The following is a 20,671-nucleotide window of genomic DNA, read 5'->3' as shown; positions in this document are numbered from 1 at the left end:
TTTCCCTAAAAATAGGACTAAATTTTGGAGATTTATTGTAGATAAAATTGATATTTCGTAGTCATTTTAAAGCGGATTGACAATCTGTATGTTGTTTCTTATGCGGATGTCTTTGAGATCGGCCAACAACAGATTCAGCATGTTTCCATTTAGGCTAAATCTTCAGCGGATATGGCTAAATCCCGGGGCCTGGTTTCTCTGAGCTTTGTTAAAAAAATAAAGATATGAAAATCGTATTAACAGGTTCTATGGGACATATCAGCAAACCATTAGCCGTTCAGCTTTTGGCTGGAGGCCACGAAGTGACCGTGATCAGTAGTAAGGCTGAACGAAAAAAGGAGATTGAAGCATTGGGCGCTAAGGCGCTGATCGGGCAAATGGAAGACGCGGAGTTTATCGCGGGTGCGTTTGTCGGTGCAGAAGTCGTTTATTGTATGGAAATTATTGGCCGGCATTTGATGACCGGTGATGATTTTACACTGGAGGTGATGGTCGATAAGGTAAAGAAAATTGTGACCAATTATAAAAACGCCATTGAGAAAAACGGCATTAAAAAAGTGATCCATTTAAGCAGTATCGGCGCCCATACAAACGAGGGTGTCGGTTTATTGGCATTTCATTTTGAGGCGGAAAAAATATTAGGTTCTTTACCTCCTGACGTCTCTGTTAAGTTTATGCGCCCGGTGGGCTTTTATTATAACCTGTTGGATAACGCACCGATGATCAAACAACTGAGCAAGGGATTTGTGGGCGCTTTTATGGCGCTGAGCAATTATGGTTTAGGCGGTTTATTGAGCGGTAAACGCGGGGTGATCGTGTCGAATTATGGTGGCAAGGTGATGAATCTATTGGTGTCGCCCTTGGATATTGCGACCGTGATCGCGGAAGAAATGGAGCTGCCGTTTTCCGGCCGGCCGATCCGTTATATCTGCAGCGAGGAACTGACTTGCGATGAGGTGGCGGCTAAGATCGGTAAGGCCATTGGAAAGCCCTATCTGAAATGGGGCACGATATCCGATAAGATGCTCAAAGATACTTTGGTGAAATACAAATTGAACCCGAGTATTGCCCTGGGGATCGTGGATATGGGTGCCAGCGGAAGGCGCGGCGAGTTATATACGGATTATTACGCACATAGGCCTAAATTAGCGCCAACGAAACTGGAAAGTTATTTACCCGAATTTGTCAAAGCTTATGAAGCCGCACCGGATCAAAACGATTAGTGAGTACCACCGCCACCTGGGTTTGCCAAAACCCGAGCATCCCCTGATCAGCGTGGTGACGCTGGACGGACTGGCTTTGCCGGTAGTTCATGGTGCCAGTGTAACTTTTGACTTTTATTTCATGGGGCTCAAACGGATGAAGGGGGTGACTTTCAAATACGGGCAGCATATCCGGGATTATGATGAGAGCCTGCTATTTTTTATGGCGCCCAAACAAGTATTGAGTTTTGAAAAGATGGTTGAGATGCCGGAAGCACCATCGGGTTTTTTGTTGCTCATTCATCCGGACTTTTTATGGAATACCACATTGGGCAAAAACATTAAACAATACGAGTTTTTTGATTACGCGGTCAATGAAGGCTTGTTTTTGACAGAAAAGGAACAGGCTAAGATCAATAGCCTGGTGGAGGATATCCGGCAGGAATATGTGGGCAATATCGATAATTTTAGCCAGGATATCATGTTGTCGCATGTGGAAACCCTGCTCAACTATTCGCAGCGCTATTACCACCGCCAGTTCCTGACCCGTAAAAAGAATTACAGCCAGGTACTCGACCGCCTGGAAAAGCTATTGAATGATTACTTTACGAATGATATAGTTGCGCTACCGACGGTTGCCTACTTAGCCGAAAACTTAAATGTTTCGCCCAGCTACCTGAGCAGTATGCTGCGCACGCTGACCGGTCAAAATACGCAGCAGCATATCCATGATAAACTTATTGAGAAAGCCAAGGAAAAACTGAGTACGACTGACCTGTCAGTTTCGGAGATCGCTTATACATTGGGTTTTGAACATCTCCAATCATTCAGCAAGCTCTTTAAAAATAAAACCAACCAATCGCCCCTGGCATTCCGGGCCTCATTTAACTAAATTCACATGTAAACCATGACGAATGTTTTGCCGCCTTACCGAAAAATCATTCATATCGATATGGACGCTTTTTACGCGTCCGTAGAGCAACGGGATGATCCAAGGTTGAGCGGAAAGCCCCTGGTCGTGGGTGGCTTACCCGAAGGCCGAGGCGGTGTGGTCGCAACCGCGAGCTATGAAGCAAGGCTGTACGGCATCAGATCCGCGATGCCTTCGAAACAAGCCTTACAACTTTGCCCGCAAGTCCTGTTCGTCAAACCAAGGTTTGATGTATATAAAGCAGTATCAGTGCAGATCCGGGAGATCTTCAGCCGTTACACGGACCTGGTAGAACCTTTATCGTTAGATGAGGCGTACCTCGATGTGACCCATGACAAACCCGGCATAGGCTCCGCGCTGGAAATCGCACGGCAGATCAAACAAGCCATCAGGGATGAATTACATTTAACGGCTTCGGCAGGTGTTTCTGTAAATAAGTTTGTGGCTAAAATCGCCTCGGACCTGGATAAACCGGACGGCCTCAAATTCATAGGCCCTTCCACCATCCCCGCTTTTATGGAACAGCTGCCAATCGAAAAGTTTCATGGGATCGGAAAAGTTACCGCCGGCAAAATGCGTAAGCTGGGTGTTTTTAATGGCGCGGACCTGAAAAAACTGGGTGAGGATGAATTAACCGGGAATTTCGGTAAGGCCGGCAAATTCTATTACCAGATCGTAAGGGGTATTGATGACAGGCCGGTACAACCTTTTCGTGAAACCAAATCCCTGGCTGCGGAAGATACCTTTGCCCATGATCTTACTTTACAGGAAGAAATGGTAAAGGAGTTGGAAAAACTTTCCATGACCGTCCATCGCCGGCTCATCCAAAAGAACCTGCAGTGCCGCACCATCACCCTGAAGATCAAATACAGTAATTTCAAACTGATTACCAGGAGCCGCTCCTACCCGGCCCCCTTAGCAGGTACGGAAGCGATCCAAACTGCTGTCATCCAATTATTAGCAGAAACAATCCAGGAGGGGCAGCGTGTCAGGTTATTGGGTATCAGCCTGTCTAACTTCGGCAATGCCCCCGACCAGCTGAAGATGTTTTAAATCGTCAAACGCGCATAGTCGCGATATTTTTCTCCACACCATTTGAAATACTAATATTTTTAGCATTATGTTTGTATTTATTTTTCATAATCATGATAACAGAATTTTATATAGATGCAGAACTGGGCCGGGGCCTGACGCCGGTTCATGTAGAACCTGTTTCCTGTGACCAATGGGACCTTCCTGCCTGTCCGCAGTTCGAGCTTTCTTTTTTTAACGAAACACAGATCTGTACGCTGATCGTGCAACTGGAAAACGGCACCTGGTATGACCGGCGTGTCCGGCTTGGAGAGAATTCCGGTTTCCTGTGCCTTTTTAACAATGCAACAGATGAAATCCGGGACCCGGATTACCGGAGCCCGCTGCATGCCGCCGAATTACAGCAAATCGGCGCGGCGATTAGTCAGCACATGAGCACCCAATTAAAAATCTGGCTGAATTTATTTGTGCCGCCTTATCCCGCTCCTGTCTTAAACTGATGTATTAATGGAAAGCAAACAACAGGTAATCAGCAAATTGCGGCAAGAACTACTGGGCTGGGAAGGATATAAACCTCCCCTTCCCGGACAGCGCGCGCAATTAGGCCTGGGACCCCTTGAGGCTGCTTTTCCGCAAGGGGTTTTCCCTCAACACAGCGTTCATGAACTGGTTTGTGCCAGCCATGAGCAAGCGGCCGCTTCGGGCGGTTTTGTTACCGGCATCCTGTCGCTGCTGCTGCAACCGGGCGGCGTTTGTGTTTGGGTAGGACGGGCAAGGCGCTTGTTCGCTCCGGCACTGGCGACTTTTGGCGTAGCGCCGCACCAGGTGATCTTTATCAGCCTGCATAAGGACAAGGATACACTATGGGTAATGGAAGAAGCCTTAAAATGTCCCGGGCTGACCGCCGTGGTAGGTGAACTGCGGGAAATGGATTTTAAACAATCGCAGCGTTTTCAGCGCGCGGTGGAAAACAGCCGGGTAACCGGTTTTATCCTGCGGAATGCGGTTAAATTGAGTTCCACCGCCTGTGCGGCCCGCTGGCAAATTAGATCTTTACCAAGTACGGCATTAAATGGTTTACCGGGCCTGGGCTTTTTTTGCTGGCAGGCAGATCTGCTGAAAGTACGCAACGGGCAAACCGGCAGCTGGTCGCTGGAATGGCAGGACGGTCATTTTGTACCCCTTGAAGCCTATAAAAACCAGAAAGAAAGGCAGGCCGGCTGAGCGATGCAAAAAAGATACATGTCGATCTGGTTCCGTCATTTACTGACGGATGGGCTGGCACGCCGGCGGCCTGAACTGAAAGCGCTTGCCTTTGTGGTCGTCGCATCCGTTAAAAACAGGGTCGTCATCAGCGCGGCGAGCGCGTGGGCAGAACAGGAAGGCGCCTTTACGGGTATGGCCCTGGCCGACGCGTGTGCGGCGGTACCGGGGCTGCTGGCAATCAATGAAGTGCCGGGCCAGGCTGCTAAATTATTGCGGTTGATCGGCTTGGGCTGTATCCGCTATACACCGGTTGTTTCGCTTGATCTGCCGGACGGATTGATGCTTGATATTTCCGGCTGCGCGCATTTATGGGGCGGAGAGCGGGAATACCTGAAAGAGATCGTACTCAAACTGCGGGCAGCGGGTTTTGACGCCCGTGCCGCGATCGCCGATACTCAGGGTGCTGCCTGGGCGGTGGCGCGCTTTGCCCTGCGCCAGCCGATCGTTGCCGGTGGCGCCCAGGCTGCGGCTGTTGCGGGTTTACCCCCCGCGGCTTTACGTTTAGCGCCGGAAGCGTTGGAGAAATTGAAAAAACTGGGTTTTGAGCATATTGAACCGCTGCTGACTATTGCACCCCAAAGCCTGCGCCGCAGGTTCGGTCCCGGTTTATTGTTACGGATCGGCCAGGCCCTGGGACAGGTGGAAGAATACCTGGAAGTTTTAGTGCTGCCCGTACCGTTCATGGAACGCCTGCCTTCCCTGGAACCGATCCGTACCGTGCCGGGTATAACGATCGCCATCGAAAATTTATTAAAAATGCTTTGCCTGCGTTTGCAGGCAGAGGGCCTGGGTGTCCGGAAAGCGGTGCTAAAATGCCATCGTATTGACGGGCGCAAAGTCCAAGTAGGTATTAGCACCACGAAAGGCACGCATAGCGTTTCCCACTTACTGCGCTTATTTACATTGCAGATCGACAAGATCGAACCGGCACTCGGTATCGAGTTATTTGTTATGGAAGCGCTGCGCACAGAGCAAATGGAAGTGATACAGGAACAGCTTTGGGCGGAGTCCAAAGGGTTGGCCGATACAGCATTAGCGGAGTTATTGGACCGGATCGCCGGTAAAGTGGGCGCTGAGGCGATACAACGTTTTTTACCGGCTGAAAATCACTGGCCGGAGCGTTCGGTCAAACTGGCCGCCTCATTGACCGAACAACCGGAAACCGCCTGGCCGGAATTGCCCCGGCCGATCCGTTTACTTCCCGTGCCGGAAAGTATCGAGGTCATGGCCCTGGTGCCCGACCATCCCCCTAAATTGTTTGTTTACCAGGGTAAACGCCATACGATCGCCAAAGCGGACGGGCCGGAACGTATCGGTCGGGAATGGTGGCAGGACAGCGGGGCGCACCGCGACTACTATATCGTCGAGGACGATTCCGGGCAGCGTTACTGGCTTTTCCGTTCGGGTCATTATGATGGCGGCGATGCCCGCTGGTATTTACATGGTTATTTTGCATGAATTACGCCGCTTTACAGGTAACCTCTAACTTTAGCTTCCTGCGCGGAGGCTCATATCCGCAGGAACTGGTGGAACAGGCGGCTGCTTTGGGCTATTCAGCCATTGCCATCACCGATCGAAATACTTTAGCCGGGGTCGTCCGTGCGCACATGGCTGCCAAAAAATCGGGGATTCGTTTCATCCCTGCCGCCCGCCTGGACCTGGAAGACGGCGCGAGTTTACTGGCCTATCCCAAGGACAGGGAAGCTTACGGGCGTTTATCCGCTTTGCTGACCTCAGGTAACCTGCGCACTGAAAAAGGTAAATGCGTGTTAAGCAAAGCTGATGTTTACCGATACGCCCAAGGCATGCTATTTGCTGTGGTGCCCCCCGAAAAACTTAACAACCGCTTTGAACTGGACCGGGATTTTCTGGCGGACCTCGCTGAATACCGCTCCCGGTTTGGCCGGTCTTTATATATCGCCGCCTCGTTTAATTACCAGGGCCGGGATGCCAAGCTTTTATACCGCTTAAAGGAAACCGGCGTCCCGCTCGTCGCTGCCGGCGATGTGCATTACCATACTCCCGAACGCCGGGAACTGCAGGACCTGTTAACCTGTACGCGTGAAAAGTGTACGATCGGCAATGCCGGCTTTAAGTTGCACCCCAATGCCGAACGCTTTTTAAAATCCACAGAAGAACTGGAACGGCTTTTCCGGGCTTATCCCGAAGCATTAATGAATGCGGCGCAAATTGCTGATGCCTGTATTTTTTCATTGGACGAACTCAAATACCTGGCACCAAAAGAGGAACTGGTGAACGGACTGACCCGGCAGGAGCGGCTGGAAAAGCTGACCTGGGAAAAAGCGCTGGCCTGGTTCGGTGACCCCATACCGGAAAAACACCGTAAGCAAATCGAGTTTGAGCTGGCATTTATCGCCCGTCGCGGCATTGCCTGGTATTTTCTGCGGGTCTATAAACAAACGCAGCGGGCCGAAGAGTTGGGTATCCTGCACCAGGGCCGGGGTTCTGCGGCCAATTCTACGGTTTGTTTCTGCCTGGGGATCACCGCGGTCAATCCTGAGCATTCCCGGATGCTTTTTTCCCGTTTTATGTCCGACGCGCGCGACGAATGGCCGGATATCGATGTGGATTATGAACATGAGCGCCGCGAAGAGATCATGCAGTTTACCTATAACGATTACGGGCGCGACCGGGCCGCGATCGTCGCGACGGTTACCCAGCTGCATTATAAGGGCGCGATCCGTGACGTGGGTAAAGCGATGGGGCTTTCCGAAGATACCATTAACCGGCTCACCGCCACGGTCTGGGACTGGCGCGATGAAGGCCTTGATGAGAAGCGCCTGCGGGAACAAGGCATCAACCCCGAGGATCCGCATATCCGCAAGGTACTGGAACTGACCAACCAGCTGATCGGCTTCCCCCGCCAGCTCGGACAACATACGGGCGGCTTTGTGATCACCGAAGGAAAACTTTCCGATTTCTGCCCCATCCTCAACGCGCGCATGGAAAACCGCACACAGGTCGAGTGGAACAAGGATGACCTGGAAGATCTGGGGATTCTGAAAATAGACGTGCTGAGCCTGGGCATGCTCACCATGATCCGCAAGGCATTTGAACTGGTGGAAGAATGGTATGGCAGGAAGCTGACGCTGGCCACTATCCCGCAGGATGATGAACTGGTCTATGACATGATCTGCGCGGCCGACACGGTCGGGGTATTCCAGATCGAAAGCCGCGCGCAAATGTCCATGCTGCCACGCCTGCGGCCGCGTAACGCGTATGACCTTACCATACAAGTGGCCATTGTCCGCCCGGGGCCCATCCAGGGCGGCATGGTGCATCCTTATTTAAAACGGCGCATGAAACTGGAACATGTAAGCTATCCATCCAAAGAGATGGAAGATATCCTGGGGCGTACCCTGGGTGTACCCTTATTTCAGGAGCAGGCCATGGAGATCGCGATCGTTGCCGGAGGTTTTACTCCTGCCGAAGCCGATCAATTGCGCCGCAGCATGGCTTCCTTTAAAGCCAACGGAAAATTGCACATGTATGAAACAAAAATGGTGGAGGGAATGCTCGAACGGGGCTATGAAGAAGAGTTTGCGCGGCGTGTCTTCAAGCAATTACAGGGTTTCGAGGGCTACGGTTTCCCGGAGAGCCATGCGGCTTCTTTCGCGGTTCTGGTCTACGCTTCTTCCTATCTGAAATACTATTACCCGGATGTTTTTTTAGCAGCTTTGCTCAACAGCCAGCCCATGGGCTTTTATCAACCCGCGCAACTGGTGCAGGATGCACAAAAACATGGTGTCAAGGTACTGCCAGTAGATGTGAATCATTCCCAATGGGACAATAGCCTGGAAAAGAAAGGCGGTAAATATTTCGCGGTGCGTTTGGGTTTCCGGCAAGTGGATGGGCTGCGGGAAACCGATATGCTTACACTGGTAACCATGCGGGACCCGGGCTACCTGCACATTGATCAGCTCCGCACTGCCGGCGTGCCGGAGGCGGCGCTGGAAAAACTGGCGGACGCGGATGCTTTCCGCTCGCTGGGTGCTGACCGGCGAATGGCACTCTGGGAAATAGCGGCCCTGGCTGACCGGCCGGCCGGCTTATTTGAAGGGCAGGTCTCGGAAACCGTGCTGGAAGAGCAGGTTCCGCTGCCGGCGATGAGCCTGGGAGAACACGTCGTAGAAGATTATATCGCGACAGGGCTCTCCCTGAAAGCCCACCCTGTCGACCTCCTGCGTCCCGAACTCTCCCGTTTACGCAACGTGAAAGTAAGTGACCTGGCCCATTACAAAGATGGGGATCATGTGCGGCTTGCCGGGCTGATCACCGTGCGCCAGCGTCCCGGAACGGCCAAAGGCGTATTGTTTATGACCCTGGAAGATGAGACCGGCTCCGCCAACCTGGTCGTTTGGCAGCAGCTTTTTGACAAGTACCGCAAAGAGATCGTGCAATCCAAACTATTGATGGCCGCAGGTAAGGTACAGATCGGTGATGGCGGGGTGATCCACGTCATCGTCCGGCAGTGTTTCAACCTGAGTGCTTTATTACGGACTTTAACGGAGCGGGATATGCCGCAGACCCTGGCCCGCGGTGATGAAACCACGCAACCGGTCAACTATGACGGACGCTCCGCGTCTCCGGCAGAAACCGCTATCCATAAAGGGCGGAATTTTCATTGATTTGATAATTTTCACTCAATTTTTACTAAGGATCAGCTATTTTAACCTATTTCAACAAGCCGGACAGCATACAAACGGCACTTCGGTTAACGGTGAGGTACGCAAAATGCGGTATTCCCCCAGGTTACCTGAAAGCGCCCCTTTATCGGTGATAACCTGGTTAATCGCGGCGTCTTCGTCATTGTAAACCTCACTTCGCGCTGCAAACTGGTAAGCGCCAAGGTTGGTTCTTGTTTCGGTTACCAGTTCGTCTGTACTGGTAATATGGTCAAACACCTCAACCACCAGCACACTCAATGGCGCGTCGTCAGGAAGCCCCAATAGTTCAATTTTTTGCTGTATCAGGGTATTCTGCCAAAACGTCGATGCGGTTGCTGGCAGATCTTTAATAATACTTGCAGCCGCCTTAAGCTGCGTCAGCAATTCTGTATTTGGTTTGAGCGTCTGCCCTAAAACATCCCCGTTTTCTTCTCTAAGTTCATTTATGTTTATGGTATTGTCTGGCGTCGTGTCAATACCTGCAATTAAATCTTTAACCTCCTTTAAACTAAGGCCGGTTTTTGCCTTTGCGATCCTGTCTTCTATCAAACCGCTGTCTTCCTTCAGGCCGATAGTTGTTTCCCGGCCTGTCAACGGATCGTTTAAATGGCTGGTTGTCCCGTAAATTCCGGTTAACAAGGTTCGGTGCATGATCTTTTGATCAAGCAGGATATTCCGGTAATTATTGCCCCCGTCGGCTCTTCGCACCTGGGTATAAAGCAATGCATACAACATGGTGCGTGGCGGCCTGCTGGTTACATCCCGCCCGTTATGTACGGCCTGGGCATAAGGCGCGTTTACAGATAACCGATCATTATCCCTGTTGACATTGCACAGCAACGGCGGCGCAGGATGCTGCACGCCGGCCAGGCGTAAGGGCCTGCCAAACCTGCCCTGCGCTGTGCTCCACAAATTATCGTCACGGTCGGTCCAGTGGGTATGTCCTATCCTGAATTCGTAGGTAAAGAAACCAAACAACTCGGCGCTGGACGGATTTAGTCCCGGGGGCAATGGCAGCAAATAATGGATCTTATCTTCTGACATTTCCATCGGCTGCATCGCGCTTAAACCATCCCGGGTATCTGATTGCCCCGGGGTGATTACACGGATATATTCAGGATCTATCGCTAAAGGCAATTCCTCTGGCACATCCGTCATCAGGTCACGTTCATTATTGCTTAATAACTGATCGGGAGCATTGGCCAGCACCCGGCAAAATAAAGTATCATGCGGGTCAGCGACAGGCTCTGCCAGTTCTATCCACAAGTACCGCTGCCTTGGCGAAGTCGCACTATACTTATCATTTTGTACATAAGGCGACAAGGCTATGCCCGCGCTTACAATAACAGGCGTCTGCACAGGGTTTATCGTAGTCGGCAGATCCAATTCATCAATAGTAACAGGTGTTGTGCCTCCTGTTGCGTGATTTGATTTAAACACAGGTTTGATGGTATAGTCAACTACTACCTCATCCGGAAATCGCGGAACGCCGCTATCGGTCAGTATATCCTTAGGCTCAATAGCGTCGATAAATATCAGTGTCGAACTTTTACGATCTATTTCGCTGTAGGTGTCAGGCAGCAGTGCTTCAAATGACGCGGAGTGTTTGATCTCTATATCACCTAATACAGCTATTTCTTCTATAGGGTCTGACTCTAGCTGACGTTTAAATTTTTTAGTACGGCCAATTTGGAAACTTACATCCTGTAAAGCGTCCCAGGCCCAATCACGATTAAGCGAATAAGTGAGACAACCCAGCCAATGGTTATTCAGGTCGGCCTTTGACGAAAAGGTAATACTGCTATGGTCGGGCGATAAATGATGACGTATCTTGTTACTGCACCCGAATACGATCCGCTCTCCTTTTTTAGCAACCAGCGTCAACCCATTACAGGTTACGCCTAATTGTTGCGCCAGCCGCTGTACAATGTCGGGCATCTGGCTTTCTTTTTCGCGTACCAAAAAACGGTTGGCGATGGTACCATTGTTAACAAATACCGGGTCGGGTTGCAAATAGATACTCTGCAATGCTGGGATATTATCTTTTTGCTGCAGCAGGTCGGTCTCCACACTGGATTCTTTATAGAATAAGAACCGTATTGGTTTGCTGTAACGACTATCCAGCAGATGATCCGGGTCAAGTTTAGCCGGGTCTGTCCCGTCGCTCACAAAGCCAAAATAAGTTTCATCGCCATCACAAACTGAACGGGCGCTGACTCGTATTTTCCGGGCTGTTGGTAGTATGATCTCTTGCATTGCATCCAATGCGGCCTGGTTGTATTGCGGGTCGCCGAAAGGATCAATTTTACCCAGGTCAAGCACGTTTACATCGATGAATTTTACAGGCAAATTCAAAGCCGTATCAAAATCTTCTGAAAAATTACGGAAGGTCTTGTAAAGCGTAATATAGTTTTCGGTACCACTGTCGCTTAATAAATTATCCATGCGCAGCGTTTCCACTTCCACTTTTATCTCTACTTTGGTCACATCAGGATCAGCAATACCGGCTACATTATTGCCATCGCCTGCGCCGGTAGCCGCTATTAATAATTGTACCGGGTCAAGTCCCTTAGCCTGGTATTTACCTGTAAAAACAACTGCCGGGTAGCTAAGCAAGGGCCGGTTAATCGTAATTACCGGGTTAGCTGCAAAAATGCTCGAATTATCAGCCGCTATAGTTTCGTTATAATAAGTGGTTTTAAGGTTATAGATATCGTCAGGCTGCGTAATACGCAGCAAGCCAGGCGCTACATATCTTTTAAATAATAATGGCGTGGTTACCGCTGAAGATGATTTATTGAACGGCCCGTTATCCGGATCTTCAATTACAGGGCCGCCGCCGCTGATATCCATTAAACGAACCCTGAACTGGTAACTATGACCGTACAACAATTTAGCCTCAGATGGCACCTCGTCATACAGTTTATTGGCATCCACACTCCTGTCGGTCGGGTCTTTCAATCCCCCTTTGGCCGAGTCGTTCCTGTATATTTTTATCGCGTCAACATCCTTTATCACCAGGCTCTTACCTATCCAATTGGTAAAATACATGGGCAGCCAGTACCCTGCACCCGCGCTTTGCTGAAATTTGGTGGGATAAACCTGGTAAGGCAGCTCAATGGTTGTATCTTCTTCCCTGATATCCTGCAGGTGGTTTGTAAGTTGCTTATTTAACTTTACTTTGTTCAGGCTGTTCCATTTTTTCCCCGCGATATTTTCGCGTACGTCAATGCGGTAACCGTTTACACCCAGCGGGGCATCAACCCTTGAGCCGGGAGCGACAGGATTATCTGCCAGTTGCCTGATATACCAGATCAGCAATTGTTCATCGTCCCAGGCTAAACGGATACCGGCATCATTTACCGGGTGTGCGCCGTCCTGTTCCTCAACCAGCAAATTACTGCTTACCGGTTGTACCGCGTGTACAATTTTGGCGTAGCCATCATTATAATCGTTTACCTCGGCAAAGATTTTATCCCATTCGCCTTGCGGGTCAGGATCAGGCCCGCCTGACTTTTTATAGAGCACCGGGAACACCATTGGTGCAAAAACCGGGCGACTTGTAGAAGTTAGCTTGGGTATACGTGCAGCGTAGCGTTTAATAAAAGGGCCTTCATCTTTTTCAAGCAGTATATTTTGTATAGACTGATAATCAGCATTTACAATATCAGCATAGATGTAGCAGCCTTTTTTAAACAGCAAGGGGTTGTCTTTTACAGATACTTCGACCTGGTAGATCATTCCGCATACTTCGGCCAGTTTTGGCTGTCTTAAAATATGAGCGTACAATTGTCCCCAGCTAACATTATCATCATTGCTTGTTACCACAGGCGCTTGTTTACTGCGGATTGCACAATGATAACTATCGTCTGTTTTAGCGTTTTCATGACTCGGCGTAGTAAAATTGAAACTACTGCGATAGCTTAGCGGCAAATATTTGCTGACGCTTTGTGCTTCAGGAACAGTGGCGGTAGCTTTGTCAGAACCTGTTAGATTGATACGACCGGCGAAAGCGGTCGCTATTTTTTGAAGTTCAAGTTTTTTAGTAGCTGCATTTTTAACAACAACCGGGATAGGATGCGGTATACTGCCTGCGGCAGTAGCATTGCTCTGCGGAAATTCATCCAATCCGGCTACTATCTGCAGGGTAAACTGCGGTGCAAAATCTGCAAATGCCGCTGCGGTATCATTTGGTGCAGCCAGCCCTGTCGCAAACGGCAGGAAAGGGTCCTGGTTACGCGGTATAAGTACAATATTTAAGGAAAGCTTTTCACCGTCAAATCCTTGCGGGAAAACCATCAGGGTATATCTTTTTTTCTCTTCCATGATCTTTTTAATTAAAATGGGTTAAGCGATCTGGCGGCTTTCGCTCCATGATTTTTCAAAACTGATATCGATTACCAGGAATATACTGATATCAAGCGCAAAGGTTACCTCGGCAGTACAGGTTGTCTGGTCATCTGCGGAAGGATTATCCGGATCCCCGCTCCTGTCTATTGTTCCTTTTGCTTCAATAGTAATGGTTACACCTACAAGGCCACCCAGCAATTCGGCCTGGCCCCTGAATAACAGGAAGGCAGAAATGCTCAGGTCGCCGGTATCGGCATGCATTTGCACGCCAACCATGTACAGTACACTTACATTACCTACAACCGGCAAACCTACCGCTATCTGCGCGCCAAAGCCAAAGGTAAGGTCAAGGCTCGGGCCACCTTTGGTGTCACAACCAATGCGTACATCAACAGAACCTACCGCGTATATGGTAGCTGCCGCCAATGAAACACACATCACGGATAACCCGCCGTGGAACTGCAGGAACGCGCCTGCCGTAGGTAATAATTGTGTAGGATCTGTAGTAACTTTAAGCGCGGCGTTAAAATATACGCCGATACTCATGGAGGCTTCCAGTTTGAGCGGTGTGGTTGGCTCATAGTATAATTCGCCCATAGGGAAACGAACCAGCGCTATCTCTTTGGTAGCCTCGAATTTATAATCCCAAACCTCGCCGCTGTTACCCATGGCTATTTTCAGGCCGCTTTTTAAAGCCGCGGCATAATCACCGGTATCCATTTCCTGCAAGATCTGTAACAGATCGATAACCGGCTGCAACGCGTCGCTAAATACAATTTTAGGTACAGGTAAGCCAGGTTCGCCGTCATCGGCACCGGCATAGCCGCTTTCGGTACCTTTTTGAGCATTGAAATTTCCCTGTATGGTCATCAGACTCTTCATCGAACCTAAATCAACCACCATCGAAATATTATTCAGCTTGCTTTTCCACTGATCCTCCATCGCGGACGCGAAAGAAGAAACATCATAATTTATTTTTGAATCAGCTGTCGAGCCACTTTTTTTATCCGTGGTTTTGTATTGTATGTAGATCTTTAATCCTTCGATATCAATTAACGGAATATCAAACGGGGGCACGTCAAAATGCAACGCCTTGTCAATGACCCCACCTGCACCTTTCTTTAATAATTCCAAGCCTTTTTGAGCAAGCAAATTGGTTGGATCATCAGCGATCACCTCCATCAGTTCCCAGACTTTTTTGCCGCCATCCTGCAAAACACTTTGGGTAAATGCGGTTACCTTGGCTCCATTTTTATCAACGCCGGTCACCAATGCCATTGCTTTGCCAAAACCGGTATCAGCATCGCCTATATTCGGGAAGATCCCTTTTCCGGTCATTAACCTGTAAGCATCTGCAAATACCGGCGGCGTTTTACTCATCAGGATACTTTGGCCCAAACCAAAAGCCGGTGTAAGAAACAACGCTTTTTGCGTTGCCGTACTTTGTAAAAACCCGAAGTTGATCGTTTGCGCGTTTACATCCCTTAAAATATCAGCGGGGTTGGCCACCCTTAGCAGGTTATTATTTACCGCGTTGATGTCAATTACTGTATCTCTTACCCATTTACCTATACGAATTAACGGCACTGTAACATCATCGGCAAGCGGCGTAACCTCGCCTGTACCAACAGCGTGTTGTACCATACCCCAGCTGCCATCCTTAGGTAAGATCACATGACCGCGGGCGGCCAGCACGAATGCGATACCGCCACCGGCGTTTACAGATGAGCTAACATCAAACCGGTTAAGGCGCATTTGCTGGCCGCTTTTGTTAATATCGACAACGCAATCAATGTCACCACCCATGCTGCCGCCCTGTTTTTGCAATAGTCCCCTGAACTGGCTTACGGTAAGCGGCACACCCGTAGGCGCGGTTTGCACATAACCCAGGATCTTTTTAGATACTACCCCATAAGTAGTTTGTCCCATGATGACATTTTCTATGGCGACATCGGCGTCAAAATAAACAGCGCTGCATTGTACATCCTGGGTAATATCTTTAGTGGCTGTCTGTTCTTCGCCTATGACCCCATTTACAAAAACAGCGCCCTTTGCGATGTGGTTGCTAGCGGTATAGGGTTCAACACCCGGCGCATCTTTGATGTTGGTGATGTTAAATAAACCGGCTATGGTACCGGGGTGGATCTCGTACGGCTGATCAATGGTTTTAGGATTGCCGTTAATATCAACATAACTATAAGAGAAATCAAACTTACCGTCGCTTTCTGCTTTCCAGCCGCTGTCAACCCGGTAAACATAACCGGTGCTTACCCTGAAAACAGTGATGGTACGTACCACACGGATACCCCAGGGATAAAGAATACTCTTTACCTGGATCACCTCGTGCGCGGTACGGCCTGCGATGGCTTCAAATTTAGCCTGGCTGGTTGCCGCGATAGCAGCCTGCGGGCTTAGCCAATTACTAAACAAACTGGCGCCATACCCGCTAAAATCAATGCGGCTTACCGGCACACCCCGCGAATCGTCCAGCTTATCCGAGTTCTGAAGCGGTTCTATAAAAAATTCGGTATTAAATATCCGGGTAACTACATCGCCCAGGTTACTGGCGCCTGTCGGGCCGCTGTCATCAACTAAATTATTTAATTGTACCGTATAACCAGGGAACATATTACTATCAGCAGGGATGCCGTTTAGTTCAGGTTTACCATGGTTACCGGCCACCATACTGATCTGCACCCCACCTTTTACATTTTTAAATAGTGGCTGTGCGTTTGCCAGGTATGGTTTAATGGTTTCTTTCAGGTTTGCAGCAACCACGCCGATCGCTTTTAGGCCAAACGGAAGCGTAAAGGAAGAAATGGTACTATCCGTTTTGCTTTTTGGGGCATCATTAACTAAAAAATCAACAAGCGGCAAAGGTGCCAATGCCACAGGTTTCAGGCTGGTATTGAAGATCCTGGTGGCACCTCCATCGTCACCAAAAAACTCAAAGCCCTGCTCCGGATCCATAGGTAATGTGGCCGAAGTATCATCATACGGGTCTGCATGTTGGGGCTCGGTTAAATTAAATACGGGCTCCCAGGCAAATTGTGGTAACATAAATGACCTGACCAATCGCGACGGTGCTTTCATTTGCAGGCCCTCTACAATAAACGGGAAAACATTACTTAACTGGCTTCCCTGGTTATTTGCCAATGGTATAACTTCCGCTGTTTTGACCATAGCCATTCGCTGGTTGCCAAAAGCACCAAAGCTTACCCCCAGCTGATTGGCGTTACTGCTCACATCAAGCAATGCAAAAGCGTCATTAAAGGTACCAAACTGCTTATCCCAGATATCCCCAAAATTGAACCTATTTGACACCATCTCCGTTCTCATATAAGCAGCTGCGGGAGCGGAATCATTAGTTGTTGTTTGTTCTTTAACAACATTATAAATGCCTGCCAATTGATAGTCTGCAACAGTAGTTGTTCCGGTATTTACATGGTCAGGATCGATCTTCGCTTTTTGCGCAGGTTGGGTGGTATTAAAATAGAAATCCACCGTTACCTCATCGGTCGTTTCATCCTGCGGTTTAAATGTTACTACGCCGTACAACCACATCAATATTTGACGCCCTCCCTGCAACCCGTTAGCTTGCGCAGCCTCAAATTGCCGCTCCAGTAAATTAAGGTTGGCGACATACGGATCAGGAAGCGTAGGCAGGTAGGACAATAAACCAAAAGCCAGCACAACACTGCCGGTGGTAACCGTACTCCATGAATCATCACATTGGCCTGATAAAAAACACCCGTTAACCTGCGATACGGTCAGTAGCGCGTTATCTAACGCCAATGCAACAGGTTTAATTACTGGCTGTTGCGTAATAACAACCTGGTTATCTGCTAAAATATCATTGTCATATAACAGGATGCCTTTTTTAGTTTGGTCAGCAGACAGTAGCAGCAGTGAATTTTTAGTACGAACCTCAAATGCTTCGCCGTTTACTTTGACAGGGCGGTCTATATTTACATTAGCGTTGCAGAAGGTAAACAGCGCTTCGTTGCCGGTGCTGATGGTATCATAAAAGAAAAGTGCCTGTTTTAAATAGGTGATATCAAGCGTAGTGCCATGAGTATTTTGAGCATCGGCCCAAAGGTCAAAAGATTGCGTTACCCCCGTTCCTTTACTGGCTATATCAATGATACTGATCTGTGCAGGGTTGCCCATAATAGCAGGCACTTTCAGGGCGATATCCTGTCCGTCTAAATTTTGCCATGATGCGGTTAAGCCATCGTTGCAGATAATTACCACATAACCACCGCCATCAGCTTCTACGGGGTTAATAAGATCAATGGTAGCAGCCGCAACCGCCCAGGCGGTTAAAGTTATGCCCGCCTTGCCATCCAACGTAAAAAACGAACTATGGCATTGCGCTGCTTCAAATGTGCTAACGTCTGCATTGCATGGAAAAAACACACTTTGCAAAGCCGGGTTATAAGCGGGCTTTTGTTGGTTATATGCCAAATTAAGCGCTTGACCGTACATTTTGCAGGATAGGGCACCTATGTTATTGATCACGCAATTGCCGTTACTCACCGTAAATTCAAATACAGATGGTAGCAGGTATGTTGCTTCCCGTGCATCAATACCGTACGGCGACGTGTTGGCAACAGCAGCGGCAGGCTGATCTAATTGCAGCGTAACATGAATGGTCACGCCGGGATTGATCGTTAATTTAGTCCCCTGCTCGAAAGGATTTTCAGATAAGGTTATACTGCCGCTTGCAGCATGTAAACCGATATACCGGTCAACCGGCGCTGTACTATCAAATACATGCGCCGCTATCCAGATGCTGCCCTTAACCAGTGTAAACTGTTTGGTAATATTGATATCACTGTGCAACAGTTTTTGAATCAGCGTTTCATGTAATGCAGCCTTAAAAAGCAATACCGGGTTAGCCTGTCCGTTAATATATAAAGGGATCAGTTTTTCAACCGTGTAAAAATCAAACCAGCTTTGTTTGCCGTTTATGTCTTTAAACGGGCCTGCAGTTTGTGCCAGCTTGGCGCCGGCCGCCCATGCAGGCACACTATTACTTAGCTGGGCGGTACGCAACGGAACATCCCGCTTAAATACCTTTAAGTTATTGGTTACGCTTGCCTGGTGGGCCTGTACCGCCGTTTCTGCAATATGGGTCAGCGCGGCAAAGTCAGCCTTATTAGCGGTTAACAGGTTTGCGCCTTCAAAACTAAATTGAGCGGCAGAATGGCCGGCCAGGTTCTGCTGCAAAAGTGATTGTGCCAGGGTTTGCTGTACATCTTGTAAGGATTGCTGTTCCTGTGGTGTACTTACCTGTAACTGGCCTGTTAAGGTATTGAGAAGATCGGTTAAATCGGTTGAGATCATAACTGGCAAGGTTTAATTGGTTAAATTATAAACAGTTAAGAATAACTAAATGTATAGATAACCTTTTTCCTTACCAAGAAATATTTGATTTACTTATGCCCTAATGTTTAAAGTTCCCGGATGATACCGGAGATCACCCCTTCTTTCCCGGAACCGGGGCCGCTGGCTTTGCCGCTTTCCCTGACCCGGATGACCTCCCCGTCATTGAACCTTTTGATCGGGTATACTACATCATATTCAGTGCCATCTGCGATAGCGATCAGCGTGGCATTGATCAGCTCTTCCTTATACGCTTCCTCCACCTGTTCCAAAACCAGCTCCTTATTTAAATGGGCCTCGTGTTCCCATCCCAGGATTTCCGCATAAACGGAGTTGTAATCCAGGTTTTCTGTTTCCGGGCAATAGGTCCATGAACCGACCCGTACCGCGGATAAGGCGAGCCGCAGCATGGCTTCTGATTCCTGCAACCTAAGTTTGGCCCTGACATGATCCGTAATATCCGTCGCGATAATGTAGATGCTGTCCGTAATACCCTCGTGGTGTTGTACCGGCTGATAGATCATATCAAAATGACGCGTTTGCATGGTTCCGTCATATTCCAGCCAGGCACTTAATTCCGGGTTGATGTAGGGGACCCCGGAACGCCGGACTTCATTCAGGATTTCGATGAACGGCTGCCCTTCGAGTTCCGGCAAGGCTTCCGCCAAAGGTTTTCCCAGGACTGTATCATCTTTTCCCCAGTAGGTGATGATCTTCCGGTTCGCCGTTTCAATGATATGATCCGGCCCTTTTAAAACAGCGATGGCCACCGGGGCATTGTTAATGAGCAATCGCTGCCGCGACTCACTTTCAAAAAGCTTGTCCGTTCTTTCCAGCACCCGCTCTTCCAGGTGATGGTTGAGCGCCTGCAGTTCCCGCTTTGTTTGTGACAATTCGTAATTGCTGGCACCCAGTCTTTCCAATGCCTTGTTCAGCCTCACATTGCTGACCGCGAGGTCTTCGGCCATGGTCAGTTCCTTCATGATCGCCTCTTCAATATCGTAACGGGAAGATACCCGTTCAGTAACATTACGAACATGCAGTACCAGTAATTTTACCGTGCCCGCATCGCTTACCGGGGTAATTTGAATTTCCCACCAGCTGGTCTCGCTCAGATGGGTTATCGGGGAGATGGTCTCATATTGTAAAAGCGGTGCCTGCACGACCTGGCCGCTGCGGATGCTTTCCAAAAGCGCGTCAAATAACAACAGGCTGTCATTTCCCTCTTCTTTCTCCAGGAAGAAAGCATTCCAAAAGGGTAATCCGCGAAGCTCTGTTTGCTGTTCAGGAAGAAGCTGCCGGTAAGCTTTATTTGCGGTCAATACACTAAATTCATCCGGTTCCGCGTCGACGATCACCGTGGGGATATTTGTGTCCGTCAAAACTTCCAGCAAGGGAAAAAAATCCGGCTGCGGCGCAAAGCCGTAAGACTGGAGCCGGCAAAAATCATCCCAGCTTAAGTAGCCGCAATAAAGGGAAAGCGTGTCCAGTGCATACGACGAAGGCGGCGGTTGACTTACCGCAAAGCCAAATATGCGCCTGATCGTATTTTCACTGATCCCGATCCCGGTTTTATCCAGGATCATATAGGCGAGCAGGCGGCAACAGGAACTCTGCAGCCTGCTGATTCCGGCAAGCGACAAAGTAAGCGCCTTTAAAGCCTTTAAATGATGGCGTTGATCGGAATCTTTCATGATTGAAAAGGCGCAAGCCCGCTAACTACCAATAGACAAGCGATGAAAACCTTAATTGTTTTCCGGGTAGCCTCATAATTAAGCACCAAACAAAAGGCCCGCTGCAAGGTTTAAATCCCT

General features: G+C 49.0%; 10 protein-coding genes. 7 read left to right on the top strand and 3 right to left on the bottom strand.

The genetic code is table 11. The annotated features are described in order from the left end of the window. The first annotated feature begins 224 nt into the window (after positions 1 to 224). The 7 genes from FO440_RS14910 (at position 225) to FO440_RS14880 (ending at position 9,080) form a co-directional block, all read left to right on the top strand. Positions 225 to 1,223, top strand: coding sequence for an NAD(P)H-binding protein (locus FO440_RS14910; protein WP_144249059.1), 999 nt, complete (start codon positions 225 to 227; stop codon positions 1,221 to 1,223). Beyond that, positions 1,195 to 2,094: a helix-turn-helix domain-containing protein gene (locus FO440_RS14905; protein WP_144249058.1), complete on the top strand. Its 900-nt coding sequence runs from the start codon at positions 1,195 to 1,197 to the stop codon at positions 2,092 to 2,094. The genes FO440_RS14910 and FO440_RS14905 overlap by 29 nt, the downstream gene beginning before the upstream one ends. Before the next feature lie 15 nt (positions 2,095 to 2,109). Beyond that, a complete protein-coding gene (dinB, locus tag FO440_RS14900) occupies positions 2,110 to 3,186 on the top strand; it encodes a DNA polymerase IV (protein ID WP_144249057.1) in 1,077 nt (358 codons plus the stop codon). A 92-nt stretch (positions 3,187 to 3,278) separates the two neighbouring features. Next, on the top strand, positions 3,279 to 3,665 hold the full coding sequence (locus FO440_RS14895) for a hypothetical protein (protein WP_144249056.1): 387 nt from the start codon (positions 3,279 to 3,281) through the stop codon (positions 3,663 to 3,665). Between the two features lie 7 nt (positions 3,666 to 3,672). Continuing rightward, positions 3,673 to 4,389, top strand: a complete 717-nt coding sequence (locus FO440_RS14890) for an ImuA family protein (RefSeq protein WP_144249055.1) — start codon at positions 3,673 to 3,675, stop codon at positions 4,387 to 4,389. Positions 4,390 to 4,407: 18 nt separating this feature from the next. Then, on the top strand, positions 4,408 to 5,889 hold the full coding sequence (locus FO440_RS14885; RefSeq protein ID WP_246104227.1) for a Y-family DNA polymerase: 1,482 nt from the start codon (positions 4,408 to 4,410) through the stop codon (positions 5,887 to 5,889). Then, a complete protein-coding gene (locus FO440_RS14880; RefSeq protein ID WP_144249053.1) occupies positions 5,886 to 9,080 on the top strand; it encodes an error-prone DNA polymerase in 3,195 nt (1,064 codons plus the stop codon). The genes FO440_RS14885 and FO440_RS14880 overlap by 4 nt, the downstream gene beginning before the upstream one ends. A gap of 51 nt (positions 9,081 to 9,131) precedes the next feature. On the opposite strand, the gene FO440_RS14875 is transcribed toward FO440_RS14880, so the two are convergent. From FO440_RS14875 to FO440_RS14865, 3 genes are all read right to left on the bottom strand, one after another. Then, on the bottom strand, positions 9,132 to 13,445 hold the full coding sequence (locus FO440_RS14875) for a hypothetical protein (protein ID WP_144249052.1): 4,314 nt from the start codon (positions 13,443 to 13,445) through the stop codon (positions 9,132 to 9,134). 21 nt (positions 13,446 to 13,466) lie between these two features. Next, positions 13,467 to 18,818: a hypothetical protein gene (locus tag FO440_RS14870; protein WP_144249051.1), complete on the bottom strand. Its 5,352-nt coding sequence runs from the start codon at positions 18,816 to 18,818 to the stop codon at positions 13,467 to 13,469. A gap of 107 nt (positions 18,819 to 18,925) precedes the next feature. Further along, positions 18,926 to 20,551, bottom strand: a complete 1,626-nt coding sequence (locus FO440_RS14865) for a PAS domain-containing protein (protein WP_144249050.1) — start codon at positions 20,549 to 20,551, stop codon at positions 18,926 to 18,928. Between the last annotated feature and the right edge of the window lie 120 nt (positions 20,552 to 20,671).

Source organism: Mucilaginibacter corticis (assembly GCF_007558865.1).
Classification (GTDB): Bacteria; Bacteroidota; Bacteroidia; order Sphingobacteriales; family Sphingobacteriaceae; genus Mucilaginibacter; species Mucilaginibacter corticis.
Note: the sequence above shows the minus strand (reverse complement) of the source record. Positions and strands in the feature narration are given on the sequence as shown.

What these genes read in the sequence shown, in the direction of transcription:
- FO440_RS14910 (WP_144249059.1), top strand. Translation starts at nt 225, where the DNA reads ATGAAAATCGTATTAACAGGTTCTATGGGACATATCAGCAAACCATTA.
- FO440_RS14905 (WP_144249058.1), top strand. Translation starts at nt 1,195, where the DNA reads ATGAAGCCGCACCGGATCAAAACGATTAGTGAGTACCACCGCCACCTG.
- dinB (WP_144249057.1), top strand. Translation starts at nt 2,110, where the DNA reads ATGACGAATGTTTTGCCGCCTTACCGAAAAATCATTCATATCGATATG.
- FO440_RS14895 (WP_144249056.1), top strand. Translation starts at nt 3,279, where the DNA reads ATGATAACAGAATTTTATATAGATGCAGAACTGGGCCGGGGCCTGACG.
- FO440_RS14890 (WP_144249055.1), top strand. Translation starts at nt 3,673, where the DNA reads ATGGAAAGCAAACAACAGGTAATCAGCAAATTGCGGCAAGAACTACTG.
- FO440_RS14885 (WP_246104227.1), top strand. Translation starts at nt 4,408, where the DNA reads ATGTCGATCTGGTTCCGTCATTTACTGACGGATGGGCTGGCACGCCGG.
- FO440_RS14880 (WP_144249053.1), top strand. Translation starts at nt 5,886, where the DNA reads ATGAATTACGCCGCTTTACAGGTAACCTCTAACTTTAGCTTCCTGCGC.
- FO440_RS14875 (WP_144249052.1), bottom strand. Translation starts at nt 13,445, where the DNA reads ATGGAAGAGAAAAAAAGATATACCCTGATGGTTTTCCCGCAAGGATTT.
- FO440_RS14870 (WP_144249051.1), bottom strand. Translation starts at nt 18,818, where the DNA reads ATGATCTCAACCGATTTAACCGATCTTCTCAATACCTTAACAGGCCAG.
- FO440_RS14865 (WP_144249050.1), bottom strand. Translation starts at nt 20,551, where the DNA reads ATGAAAGATTCCGATCAACGCCATCATTTAAAGGCTTTAAAGGCGCTT.